General features: G+C 46.5%; 11 protein-coding genes. 8 read left to right on the forward strand and 3 right to left on the reverse strand.

Features of this window, described 5'->3' with window-relative positions:
- Window positions 1-72 precede the first annotated feature (72 nt).
- Complete coding sequence (locus ONE56_RS03885; protein WP_041154256.1) at window positions 73-1362, reverse strand: citrate synthase; 1290 nt, start codon at window positions 1360-1362, stop codon at window positions 73-75.
- A 394-nt stretch (window positions 1363-1756) separates the two neighbouring features.
- Here ONE56_RS03885 and sdhC point away from each other — a divergent pair, with 394 nt between their 5' ends.
- The 8 genes from sdhC (at window position 1757) to sucD (ending at window position 11484) form a co-directional block, all read left to right on the forward strand.
- Complete coding sequence (gene sdhC, locus ONE56_RS03890) at window positions 1757-2149, forward strand: succinate dehydrogenase cytochrome b556 subunit (protein ID WP_041154255.1); 393 nt, start codon at window positions 1757-1759, stop codon at window positions 2147-2149.
- On the forward strand, window positions 2143-2487 hold the full coding sequence (gene sdhD, locus ONE56_RS03895) for a succinate dehydrogenase, hydrophobic membrane anchor protein (protein WP_041154254.1): 345 nt from the start codon (window positions 2143-2145) through the stop codon (window positions 2485-2487). The genes sdhC and sdhD overlap by 7 nt, the downstream gene beginning before the upstream one ends.
- Entirely contained in the window at window positions 2488-4254 is a 1767-nt protein-coding gene (sdhA, locus tag ONE56_RS03900) for a succinate dehydrogenase flavoprotein subunit (RefSeq protein WP_041154253.1), read from the forward strand.
- 14 nt (window positions 4255-4268) lie between these two features.
- Window positions 4269-4979 (forward strand): succinate dehydrogenase iron-sulfur subunit, encoded by a 711-nt coding sequence (locus tag ONE56_RS03905; RefSeq protein WP_041154252.1) that lies wholly within the window; start codon window positions 4269-4271, stop codon window positions 4977-4979.
- A gap of 172 nt (window positions 4980-5151) precedes the next feature.
- A complete protein-coding gene (gene sucA, locus ONE56_RS03910; RefSeq protein ID WP_331438565.1) occupies window positions 5152-7998 on the forward strand; it encodes a 2-oxoglutarate dehydrogenase E1 component in 2847 nt (948 codons plus the stop codon).
- A gap of 14 nt (window positions 7999-8012) precedes the next feature.
- Window positions 8013-9218 (forward strand): 2-oxoglutarate dehydrogenase complex dihydrolipoyllysine-residue succinyltransferase, encoded by a 1206-nt coding sequence (gene odhB, locus ONE56_RS03915; RefSeq protein WP_041154250.1) that lies wholly within the window; start codon window positions 8013-8015, stop codon window positions 9216-9218.
- 227 nt (window positions 9219-9445) lie between these two features.
- Window positions 9446-10612, forward strand: coding sequence for an ADP-forming succinate--CoA ligase subunit beta (gene sucC / locus ONE56_RS03920; protein WP_331438564.1), 1167 nt, complete (start codon window positions 9446-9448; stop codon window positions 10610-10612).
- Window positions 10612-11484, forward strand: a complete 873-nt coding sequence (sucD, locus tag ONE56_RS03925; RefSeq protein ID WP_423840250.1) for a succinate--CoA ligase subunit alpha — start codon at window positions 10612-10614, stop codon at window positions 11482-11484. Before sucC ends, sucD begins: the two co-directional genes overlap by 1 nt.
- 134 nt (window positions 11485-11618) lie before the next feature.
- Here sucD and znuB read toward each other — a convergent pair whose 3' ends face one another.
- Window positions 11619-12404 carry a zinc ABC transporter permease subunit ZnuB gene (gene znuB, locus ONE56_RS03930; RefSeq protein WP_041154247.1) on the reverse strand — a complete coding sequence of 262 codons (786 nt, stop codon included), beginning with the start codon at window positions 12402-12404 and terminating at the stop codon, window positions 11619-11621.
- A complete protein-coding gene (gene znuC, locus ONE56_RS03935) occupies window positions 12397-13182 on the reverse strand; it encodes a zinc ABC transporter ATP-binding protein ZnuC (protein WP_041154246.1) in 786 nt (261 codons plus the stop codon). The genes znuB and znuC overlap by 8 nt, the downstream gene beginning before the upstream one ends.
- Window positions 13183-13225 lie beyond the last annotated feature (43 nt).

Raw genomic sequence — 13225 nt, forward strand, 5'->3', positions numbered from 1 at the left:
AACGGTTCAAAACACAAAGGGTTGAGACATGAGTCTCAACCCTTTATTTTTGTTTGACGCTCAGCTTAGCGATTATTCACGCTCATGAAGAGGCGAAAACTCGCGCTGACTCTCACCAGTGTATAGCTGACGAGGACGACCGATGCGGTTTAGTGGGTCGCTGTGCATTTCGTTCCAATGTGCGATCCAGCCTACTGTGCGAGACAGAGCGAAGATAACGGTAAACATAGAAACTGGGATACCGATCGCTTTCAGAATAATACCTGAGTAAAAGTCTACGTTCGGATAAAGTTTCTTAGACACGAAGTATTCGTCAGAAAGTGCGATGCGTTCAAGTTCCATAGCAACATCAAGCAATGGATCTTGTATATTAAGCTCTTTGAGTACTTCATGGCAGGTTTCACGCATGACTGTCGCACGAGGGTCGTAGTTTTTGTACACACGGTGACCAAAGCCCATTAGGCGGAATGGATCATCTTTATCTTTCGCGCGTTCTACGTATTCAGGGATCTTATCGACACTGCCGATCTCTTCTAACATTCTCAAACAAGCTTCGTTAGCACCGCCGTGCGCTGGTCCCCACAGAGAGGCAATACCAGCTGCAATACATGCAAATGGGTTTGCGCCAGAAGAACCTGCAAGACGAACCGTTGATGTAGAAGCATTTTGTTCGTGATCAGCGTGCAGGGTGAAAATTTTATCCATCGCACGCGCAACCACAGGATTTACTTCGTACTCTTCGCATGGATTTGCAAACATCATGTGTAGGAAGTTTTCTGCGTAGCTTAGATCGTTACGTGGGTAGATAAAAGGCTGACCGATGGAGTACTTGTAACACATCGCGGCCAGAGTCGGCATTTTAGAAATAAGGCGGTAAGCAGCGATATCTCGGTGCTCATCGTTATTGATGTCGAGAGAATCGTGATAAAAAGCAGCCAGAGCACCAACCACACCACACATTACTGCCATTGGGTGGGCATCACGTCGGAAGCCATGGAAAAAGCTTGCGATCTGCTCGTGTACCATTGTGTGGCGAGTAACGGTCTTCTTGAATTGTTCGTATTGCTCTCGGGTTGGGGCTTCACCATAAAGAAGGATGTAACAAACTTCTAAGTAATCTGCGTTATTGGCTAATTGATCAATCGGGAAACCGCGGTGCAAAAGGATACCTTTGCCGCCATCGATATAGGTGATTGATGATTCACAAGATGCAGTGGCAAGAAAACCAGGGTCAAAAGTAAAGTAACCATTCGCTCCCAGTTTACGAACATCAATTACAGGCGTACCTAGTGTACCGTCCATAATTGGCAGTTCGATTGGCGCTTGGCCTTCAACATGAAGGGTCGCTTTCTTATCCGCCATAACAATCTCCTTTGTTTATAATTTAATCCGTCCAGGATGTTTATGTGCCGTTTTTTTACTTCTCTTACAACCTAAAGTCAATTTTTCTCCGAGTTTGTGTGCACTTGTTATGATTTTTCTCATGAAAATCGTTAAAAATCTGTTCTATGTAGCATAATTTGTTACACCAATTGTATTAGAATGTTGCTGGCCGTATATTGGCTAAGAAAATTTTGGTTAAATCCTTATATATTCGGGGCTAAAAACAAAAAAGTGAGGTTGTTTGTAGCTCTGCTGTTAACAAGTTCTTTACAAACTTCTCCGCGTTAAAGCGGCAATTGTGTTAAGAAAGTGTTAACTTTTGTACATTTGGACACTGAAATTAGTTATAACAATAAATGCTCAATGGAGCTGAGTGAGCAAGCCCGTGAAAGAAAGAAAGTCAAGACCTGTTAATTTAGATTTACAGACCATCCGCTTTCCTATCACAGCAATCGCATCGATCCTGCACCGTGTGTCTGGGGTAATAACGTTTGTTGCGGTGGGAATATTGCTTTGGTTACTGTCCATTTCTCTGTCATCCCCTATGGGTTTTATGGAAGCCGCTGACATCGTTGATGGCTTTTTCGTGAAATTCATCATGTGGGGAATCTTAACTGCACTTGCCTACCACATTGCTGGTGGCGTTCGTCATTTGATGATGGACCTTGGTTACTTCGAAGAACTCGATACCGGTACAATGAGCGCGAAAGTCGCGTTTGGTGCAACTGTAGTCTTATCACTATTGGCGGGGATCTTGGTATGGTAAAACACGTATCTTCATTTGGTCGTAATGGGGTACACGATTTCCTACTGATTCGTGCAACCGCCATCATTATGACCCTATACACAATTTATCTGATTGGCTTTTGCGCATTTTCAGATATCTCTTATGCATCTTGGACCCAGTTCTTTGGTGGCACCTTCACCAAAGTATTCACCATGTTGGCACTTGTATCGATACTGATCCACGCGTGGATTGGCTTGTGGCAAGTTCTAACCGATTACATTAAGTGCGCGAAGCTGCGAGGCGCACTACAACTCGGTGTTATAGCTGTTCTATTCGGCTATGTTTTCTCTGGTCTATTTATTTTGTGGGGTGCGTAAGTGTCTATTCCAGTTCGTGAGTTTGATGCCGTAGTAATCGGCGCTGGTGGTGCAGGTATGCGCGCTGCACTACAAATTTCGGAGCAAGGCCTTTCATGTGCTTTGCTATCTAAAGTTTTTCCAACTCGTTCTCATACCGTTTCTGCACAGGGTGGTATTACCGTTGCACTTGGTAACTCTCACAAGGACGATTGGCAATGGCATATGTACGATACGGTAAAAGGTTCCGATTACATCGGTGACCAAAATGCGATTGAGTACATGTGTAAAAATGGTCCTGAGTCTGTCATTGAGCTTGAGAAAATGGGTCTTCCATTCTCTCGCTTTGATAACGGCTCCATCTATCAGCGACCATTCGGTGGACAGTCAAAAGAGTTTGGTGGTGAGCAGGCTGCGCGTACAGCGGCGGCGGCAGACCGTACAGGTCACGCACTTCTTCATACGCTTTACCAACAAAACGTTAAGCATAAAACAACCATTTTCTCAGAGTGGTACGCACTAGATTTAGTCAAGAACCAAGATGGCGCGATCATGGGTTGTACTGCGATTTGTATGGAAACGGGTGAAATCTGCTACTTCAAATCGAAAGCAACCATTTTAGCGACGGGTGGTGCAGGTCGTATTTACGCATCGACTACTAACGCACACATTAACACGGGTGATGGCGTTGGTATGGCACTGCGTGCAGGTGTGCCAATGCAAGACATGGAAATGTGGCAGTTCCACCCGACCGGTATCGCTGGCGCCGGGGTGCTAGTTACAGAAGGTTGTCGTGGTGAAGGTGGTTACCTGCTTAATAAAGATGGCGAACGCTTCATGGAACGCTACGCACCGAACGCGAAAGACTTAGCTGGTCGTGACGTTGTTGCGCGTTCGATGATGATTGAAATCCGTGAAGGCCGTGGCTGCGATGGCCCATGGGGTCCACACATTAAATTGAAACTGGATCACCTAGGTAAAGAAGTACTTGAATCACGCTTGCCTGGTATTTGTGAACTATCTCGTACGTTTGCACACGTTGATCCGGTGAAAGAACCAATCCCTGTTATCCCAACGTGTCACTACATGATGGGTGGCGTACCGACTCAAGTTTCAGGTCAGGCGATTAAGCAATTAGCTGATGGCAGTGAAGCGGAAGTTCAAGGTCTTTATGCTTGTGGTGAAATTGCCTCTGTATCGGTACACGGTGCAAACCGTCTAGGTGGTAACTCACTACTCGACTTGGTGGTATTTGGTCGTGCGACAGGTCTACACCTCGGTGAGACGCTGGCAGCGCAAGCTGAAGCGCGCCCAGCGACAGAATCTGACATTGAAGCGTCTCTTGCGCGCACTATGCGTTGGGAGAATAGTACTGGCGGCGAAGATCCTGTTCAGATTCGTAAAGATCTACAAAGCTGCATGCAAAATAGCTTCTCGGTATTCCGTGAGGGCGACGCAATGGCGACTGGCTTAGAAGAGCTCAAAGTGATTCGCGAGCGTTTACAAAATGCTCACCTTGCGGATAAGTCTTCTGAGTTCAACACACAACGTATCGAGTGTTTGGAGCTGGACAACTTAATGGAAACGGCATTCTCTACCGCAGTCGCCGCTAACTACCGTACAGAAAGCCGTGGAGCGCATGCTCGTTTCGACTTCCCTGATCGTGATGATGCGAACTGGCTATGCCACTCTATTTACAACCCGGAAACGGAAGCGATGACGAAGCGTGATGTCAACATGACGCCAGTACACCGTGACGCATTCCCACCGAAAGTCCGTACATACTAAGGGAGGATATGACGATGAAATTAAACTTCTCTTTGTACCGCTACAACCCGGACGTGGATACGAAACCATACATGAAAGAGTATACGCTGGACGTTGATGAAGGCTCGGACATGATGGTATTGGATGCGCTGATTCTGCTCAAGGAGCAAGATCCAAGCATCGCCTTCCGTCGTTCATGCCGTGAAGGGGTATGTGGTTCTGATGGCTTGAATATGAATGGTAAGAATGGTCTTGCTTGTATTACGCCTTTATCAGAGCTAACTGGCGATAAAATAGTGATACGTCCATTACCAGGGTTACCTGTGGTGCGCGACCTTATCGTTGATATGACACAGTTCTACGATAACTATGCGAAGGTGAAACCATTCTTGATCGATGAAGGGGCACTGCCACCTTCTCGTGAGAATTTACAATCACCAGAAGACCGTGCTCATTTGGACGGACTGTACGAGTGCATTATGTGTGCATGTTGTACAACGTCATGCCCATCGTTTTGGTGGAACCCAGATAAATTCATTGGCCCGGCAGGTCTGTTAGCCGCATACCGTTGGTTAATTGATAGCCGAGATACCGCAACAGATGAACGTCTGTCTGATCTTGATGATGCATTTAGCGTTTTTCGTTGCCATGGCATTATGAATTGTGTAAGTGTTTGTCCTAAGGGACTAAACCCAACGAAGGCCATCGGACATATTAAATCGATGCTGGTCAATCGTTCGGTTTAATTTACTCATGAGTAAAGACGTTGCAGTGTTGTGAAATACCCACAATCTATTTTTCAGCATTACAACGACAGGTTCTGAGTAAAAGAATATGACATTGCCAACTCACAGAGTTGGCTCTTATTAGCTCGGCGTAGACCGAAGCAAACGTGAAAACTACTGGTTAAGGGAAAATATGCACAACGGCGTGATGAAGGCATGGCTCGAGTCTTCACACTTGGCTGGCGCCAATGCAACGTATGTAGAAGACCTCTACGAACTGTATCTAAGTGATCCCGATCTGGTAAGTGAGGAGTGGAAACGTGTTTTTGAAGGCTTACCCAAGCCATCAGAAGAAGTGGCTGAACAGCCGCATTCACGTGTCCGTGACTACTTCAGACGGCTCGCTCAAGAAACAAAGCATTACAATGTCCAAGTTAGTGACCCAGATGTCGATGCAAAACAAGTAAAAGTTCTACAGCTAATCAACGCTTACCGCTTTCGCGGGCACGAAGCTGCAGAGCTCGATCCTCTCGGTATATGGCAACGCCCAACAGTGGCGGAGTTAGATCCAGCATTCCATAATCTTACCAAAGATGACTTCGAAGAAACTTTTAACGTAGGTTCGTTTGCCGTTGGGCAAGACACCATGAAGTTGAAAGACATCTATGAAGCCCTGAACAAAACCTACTGTGGTTCCATTGGTGCAGAATACATGCACATGACTGATACAGAACAAAAGCGTTGGATTCAACAGCGTCTTGAGTCTGTGGTTGGTCAGCCATCATTTGATCACGAAGAAAAACTCACGTTTCTAGAAGAACTCACCGCAGCTGAAGGACTTGAGCGTTACTTAGGCGCAAAATTCCCAGGTGCAAAGCGTTTTTCTCTAGAAGGTGGTGACGCGCTTATCCCAATGACAAAAGAACTGATTCGTCATGCGGGTAACAGCGGTATGCGTGAAGTGGTTATTGGTATGGCTCACCGTGGTCGTTTAAACATGTTGGTGAACGTACTCGGTAAGAAACCACAAGATCTGTTTGATGAGTTTGCTGGTAAGCATGACGAAACATGGGGGACGGGTGATGTTAAGTATCACCAAGGTTTCTCTGCCGACTTTGCAACGCCAGGTGGTGATGTTCACTTAGCGCTCGCGTTTAACCCGTCGCATTTAGAAATCGTCAACCCAGTTGTTATCGGTTCTGTACGTGCTCGTCAAGACCGTTTAGGTGATAAGCAAGGCAGCAAAGTACTGCCAATTACCATTCACGGTGATTCTGCGATTGCAGGCCAAGGGGTTGTGGCGGAAACATTCAACATGTCTCTCGCGCGTGGCTTCTGTGTCGGTGGTACGGTTCGTGTTGTGGTCAATAACCAAGTTGGTTTCACGACATCTAACCCACGTGATACCCGCTCGACGATGTACTGTACAGACATTGCGAAGATGGTTCAGGCGCCAATTTTCCACGTTAATGCCGATGATCCTGAAGCGGTCGCGTTTGTTACTCGTATCGCGTTGGACTACCGTAATGAGTTTAAACGTGACGTCGTGATTGATTTGGTGTGTTATCGCCGCCATGGTCATAATGAAGCTGACGAGCCAAATGCGACCCAGCCTTTGATGTACCAAAAGATTAAGAAACACCCAACACCTCGTAAGCTCTATGCCGATGTCCTCATAGATAAAAATGAGTCAGATATAGAAACGGCGACTCAACTAGTCAATGAGTACCGTGATGCGCTCGATCGTGGTGAAGTTGTGGTGAAAGAGTGGCGTCCAATGGCGCTTCATTCTGTTGACTGGTCACCATACCTTGGTCATGAATGGGATATGGAGTGGAACTCTCAAGTTGATAAGCAACGACTTATCGAGCTTGGTAATAGACTATGCCAGTACCCAGAGAGCCACAAGTTACAGAGCCGAGTCAATAAACTGTACAATGATCGCAAAGCCATGATGACGGGTGAAAAAGCCATCGATTGGGGTATGGCAGAAACTTTGGCATACGCGACATTGGTTGACGATGGGAAACGTATCCGTATCTCCGGGCAAGATTCTGGTCGTGGTACTTTCTTCCACCGTCACTCTGTACTGCATAATCAATCGGACGCAAGCACCTATATTCCTCTTGCCAATATCCATGATAAGCAAGGACCTTTCCAGGTATTTGACTCTGTTTTATCAGAAGAAGCGGTGCTGGCATTCGAATACGGTTATGCTACGGCAGAGCCTGGCGGTTTGACGATTTGGGAAGCTCAATTTGGTGATTTCGCCAACGGTGCGCAGGTTGTTATCGACCAGTTTATCTCTTCTGGTGAACAGAAATGGGCACGTTTGTGTGGTCTTACGATGCTCCTGCCTCACGGCTATGAAGGTCAAGGCCCTGAGCACTCATCTGCTCGTTTAGAACGCTACCTTCAGTTGTGTGCTGAACAAAACATGCAGGTTGTCGTTCCATCAACTCCAGCGCAGGTTTATCACATGATTCGTCGTCAAGTGGTTCGCCCAATGCGTCGTCCGTTGATCGTCATGTCACCAAAGTCATTGCTTCGCCACCCACTTTGTACTTCTAGCATCGAAGACCTCGCAGATGGTTGTTTCCAAGCTGCCATTCCAGAAGTCGACGATTTAGAGCCTAGCAAAGTGAAGCGTGTTGTGTTCTGTGCCGGTAAGGTGTACTTCGATCTACTAGAGCAGCGCAGAAACAATGAACAAGATGACGTTGCAATCGTGCGTATCGAACAGCTTTACCCATTCCCAATGGAAGAAGTCCAAGCTGCCATCGCTCAATACACGAATGTTGAAGATTTTGTGTGGTGTCAGGAAGAGCCTCAGAACCAAGGTGCTTGGTACTGTAGTCAGCACAACTTCCGTGCCGCAATCCCAGCCGGTGCCGAGCTGAAATACGCAGGTCGCCAAGCTTCTGCTTCGCCAGCAGTTGGCTACATGTCGGTGCACTTGAAACAACAAAAAGCGTTGGTTGAAGACGCTCTGAACGTGAACTCAAAAACTTCGAACAAAGAACTAGAAGTTAGAAGTTAAAGGAAGAAACAGTTATGACAATTGAAATTCTGGTTCCAGATTTACCTGAATCAGTTGCTGATGCAACCGTAGCGACATGGCACAAACAACCAGGCGACGCAGTTGAGCGTGATGAAGTGTTGGTTGATATCGAAACCGATAAGGTTGTGCTAGAAGTACCTGCTCCGGAAGCTGGCGTTTTAGAAGCCATTGTTGAAGAAGAAGGCGCTACCGTACTATCAAAGCAAATTCTTGCTAAATTGAAGCCTGGTGCTGTTGCCGGTGAGCCAACCTCTGATAAAACAGAAGGTACTCAAGCTTCCCCTGATAAGCGTCACAAAGCCGCGCTTACAGAAGAAAATAACGATGCGCTAAGCCCTGCGGTTCGACGTCTTCTTGCCGAGCACGGTTTAGAAGCAAGCCAAGTTAAAGGGACAGGTGTTGGTGGTCGTATCACACGTGAAGATATCGAAGCTCATTTAGCGAGTGCTAAGTCTGCGCCTAAAGCAGATGAGCCAGTTGTTGAAGCGCCAGCAACGGCTCGCAGCCAGAAACGTGTACCAATGACTCGCCTACGTAAGACAGTAGCAAACCGTCTGCTTGAAGCGAAAAACAACACGGCGATGCTGACCACGTTTAATGAAGTGAACATGAAACCGATCATGGATCTTCGTAAACAGTACAAAGATCAGTTTGAAGAGCGCCACGGTATTCGTCTTGGCTTCATGTCTTTCTACGTGAAAGCAGTGACTGAAGCATTGAAGCGCTATCCTGAAGTGAACGCGTCTATCGATGGTGACGATATTGTTTACCACAACTACTTCGATATCAGCATGGCAGTTTCAACGCCACGTGGCTTGGTTACGCCAGTACTTAAAGACTGTGACACACTAGGTTTCGCCGATGTTGAAAAAGGCATTAAAGAGCTCGCTATCAAAGGTCGTGATGGCAAACTAACCGTAGACGAACTCATGGGTGGTAACTTCACGATCACTAACGGTGGCGTGTTCGGTTCATTGATGTCTACACCAATCATCAACCCACCACAATCAGCGATTCTGGGTATGCACAAAATCCAAGAGCGTCCAATGGCTGTGGATGGCAAGGTTGAAATTCTACCGATGATGTACCTAGCGCTCTCTTACGACCATCGTTTAATCGATGGGCGTGAGTCAGTTGGCTTCTTAGTCACCATCAAAGAGTTGTTGGAAGATCCTGCACGTCTCCTGTTAGACGTTTAATATCGCTCAAACGTCTAGTTATCGTAGATAGCTAGACGTCTAAAATTTCAATGGCTAGACTAGCTCAACGTCTGGCCTTCATTTGAATTACACATTGTTGAAGGCCGCATTTGTGGGACATCACATTGGGTAATTGACTTGAGAAGACCCTACAGACGTACAGCAGCCAAGACTGCGACGTCACGGAAATTATAAATCCCCTAAGGGAAAACAAACGGAATATCAAAATGAATTTGCATGAATATCAAGCCAAACAGCTGTTTGCAGAATTCGGTTTGCCTGTGCCAGAAGGCTACGCATGTGATACACCACAACAAGCCTTTGAAGCAGCAGGTCGTATAAATACAGAGAAGAAAGTCGTTAAATGTCAGGTTCACGCGGGTGGACGTGGTAAAGCGGGCGGTGTTGAACTGCACGATACCAAAGATGGCGTAAAAGAATTTGCTCAAAAGTGGCTAGGTAAGAACCTAGTGACTTACCAAACTGACGCCAATGGTCAGCCAGTAACGAAAATCCTTGTTGAAGAAGCTTCAAATATTGCTAATGAGCTTTACCTAGGCGCCGTCGTTGACCGTGCTAGTCGCAAGATCGTTTTCATGGCTTCAACCGAAGGTGGCGTGGAAATTGAAAAAGTTGCGGAAGAAACACCGGAGCTTATCCACAAAGCGGCAATCGATCCGCTCGTAGGTCCACAAGCTTACCAAGGTCGTGAACTTGCGTTCAAACTTGGTCTTGAAGGCGACCAAATCAAACAATTCGTTAAGATCTTTATGGGTCTTGGCACGATGTTCTCTCAGTACGACCTTGCTCTGCTAGAGATCAACCCACTTGTGGTTACTGGCGAAGGCAACTTGCTATGTCTTGACGGTAAGATCAATATCGATTCAAACGCACTTTACCGTCAGCCTAAGCTACGTGAAATGCACGATCCATCGCAAGAAGATGAGCGTGAAGCGCATGCAGCTCAGTGGGAACTCAACTACGTCGCACTAGACGGTAACGTTGGCTGTATGGTTAACGGTGCTGGCCTAGCAATGGGTACGATGGATATCGTAAACCTACACGGTGGTAAACCTGCTAACTTCTTAGACGTAGGTGGCGGCGCAACCAAAGAGCGTGTTGCTGAAGCATTTAAGATCATCCTATCTGATGACAACGTGAAAGCCGTACTCGTAAACATCTTCGGTGGTATCGTACGCTGTGACATGATCGCAGAAGGTATTATCGGTGCGGTTAAAGAGGTAGGTGTGAGCGTACCTGTGGTTGTTCGTCTTGAAGGGACTAACGCTGACCTAGGTCGTGAAGTTCTTGCTAATTCTGATGTTGATATCATTGCTGCTGAGTCGCTAACGGATGCTGCTCAGAAAGTTGTTGCTGCTGCGGAGGCTAAATAATGTCTGTATTAATTAACAAAGACACTAAAGTAATCTGTCAGGGTTTCACTGGTGGTCAAGGTACTTTCCACTCAGAGCAAGCTATCGCATACGGTACGCAAATGGTTGGTGGTGTGTCTCCAGGTAAAGGTGGCCAAACTCACCTAGGTCTACCAGTATTCAACACCGTTCGTGAAGCTGTAGAAGCGACTGGCGCAACCGCGACAGTTATCTACGTACCAGCACCTTTCTGTAAAGATGCCATCTTAGAAGCGATTGACGCGGGTATCGAGTTAATCGTAACCATCACAGAAGGTATTCCTACAACAGATATGATCGACGTGAAAGTGAAGCTAGAAGAAACAGGCGTTCGCATGATCGGTCCTAACTGTCCGGGTGTTATCACTCCTGATGAGTGTAAGATCGGTATCATGCCTGGTCACATCCACAAGAAAGGTAAAGTCGGTATCGTATCTCGCAGCGGTACACTAACTTACGAAGCGGTTAAGCAAACAACTGACGAAGGTTTCGGCCAGTCGACTTGTGTTGGTATCGGTGGTGACCCAATTCCAGGTTCAAACTTCATTGATATCTTGAAACTGTTCGAAGAAGATCCAGAAACTGAAGCGATCGTCATGATCGGTGAAATCGGTGGTACAGCAGAAGAAGAAGCAGCTGCATTCATCAAAGAAAACGTGACTAAGCCAGTTGTGTCTTACATTGCGGGTGTTACTGCGCCTCCAGGTAAACGTATGGGCCACGCTGGTGCGATTATCTCTGGTGGTAAAGGTACTGCAGAAGACAAATTTGCTGCACTAGAAGCGGCAGGCGTTAAGACAGTGAAATCTCTAGCGGAGATTGGACAAGGTCTACGTGAAGTAACAGGCTGGTAATTAACCACTTGTCTTGTTAGAAAAGTTGTGTTGAAAAAGCCTGGCAGTGCCAGGCTTTTTTATATCTGAAAGACGCTCATCCGATCGTCATAATAGTCCGTTAACCGTGTCCAAACCTTGGCGTATCTTTATCGTTATGCTTTGGAACGGGAGAGCTGGCTCAGCATAAACAACGCGGTCGCACAGATAACGACAGAAGGTCCCGCTGGTGTATCGAAGTGCCAAGAAAGACTCAAGCCCATCAATACGGACACTGCGCCAATAATGGCGGCAAACAGCGCCATCTGTTCAGGTGATGTGGCTATTTTACGCGCAGTCGCAGCTGGGATGATCAACAGTGAAGTCATAATCAATGCACCGACAAATTTCATTCCTACCGCAATCACGATACCAACCATTAGCATGAGAACTAATCGAACAAGATCGGTATTCACCCCTTCGACTTGAGCCAGTTCTTCACTGACTGTACTGGACAGCAATGGACGCCAAAATAGATATAAACATGCACTGACGGCTACCACTCCAGAATAGATAAATATTAAGTCTTGAGTCGATACCGCGAGTAGGTCACCAAACAGATAACTCATAAGATCGATTCTAACGTTATCTAAAAAGCTCACTGAGACCAAACCGATGGACAGTGAACTATGGGCAAGAATGCCGAGCAAAGTGTCTGTCGCGACTAATTGTTGTTTTTGTAGCGTCACGAGTAGGACCGCTAACACTAAACAGCAAACGAGTAGCGCTAAATAGAGGTTTACGTCGAGTAAGAAACCAAGTGCCAACCCCATTAACGAGGCGTGTGCAAGTGTGTCGCCAAAGTAGGCCATCTTACGCCAGACAACGAAAGAGCCCAGCGGCCCGGCGATGAGGGCGATACCAATACCCGCCAAAATGGAAGGAAGCAGAAACTCAATCATGATGGTGATGTCCGTGATCGTGTACCGAGCATGATGTTGCTTCTCCCGAAACGGGTGAGCCAGCGAGATCATGATGATGGTGATGTTCGTGATGATAAAATGCGAGAGATTGTTGCGCGGCTGTACCAAACATCGCAATGTAAGAAGGATGCTGAGTAATAGCGGCAGGAGAGCCAGAGCAGCATACATGGTGTTGCAAGCAGATGACATCATCCGTTTTAGCCATCACCAAATGCAAGTCATGTGACACCATAAAAATACAGCAATCAAAGCGATGACGAATGCTTTCAATCAAATCGTAGAGATCGATTTGACCTTGCACGTCGACCCCCTGTGCTGGTTCGTCTAGCACTAAAAGGTCAGGTCTTTGAAGGAGTGCTCGGGCAAGTAAAACGCGCTGATTCTCGCCTCCTGATAGGCGATGCATGTTACTTTTTAATAGATGCTCTGCACCAACGAGTCTGAGGGCATCAATACACTCTTGTTTGCTGTATTTACCTGCTAAATTCAAAAAGCGGGAAACAGTCAGTGGTAAAGAGTCGTTGAGCTTTAGCTTCTGCGGAACATAACCAATTTTTAATTGTTTGTGTTTAATGACTTTTCCGCTGGTGGGTGCTTGCAAGCCGAGAATAACTTTGACTAGGGTTGATTTTCCGGCACCATTTGGACCGATTAATGTAGTAATTTTGCCCTTTTCCAATTCCATGTTGATATTATCGAGTACCCTGCGTCCGTCAAATTCGACGCACAATTGCTCAAGATGGATGAGTGATGACATTAATGAAACTCATTTGCAAACTATTAGTGTTATAATGTAACAT

The organism is Vibrio mytili, from assembly GCF_049563345.1.
In the GTDB taxonomy this organism is placed as follows: domain Bacteria; phylum Pseudomonadota; class Gammaproteobacteria; order Enterobacterales; family Vibrionaceae; genus Vibrio; species Vibrio mytili.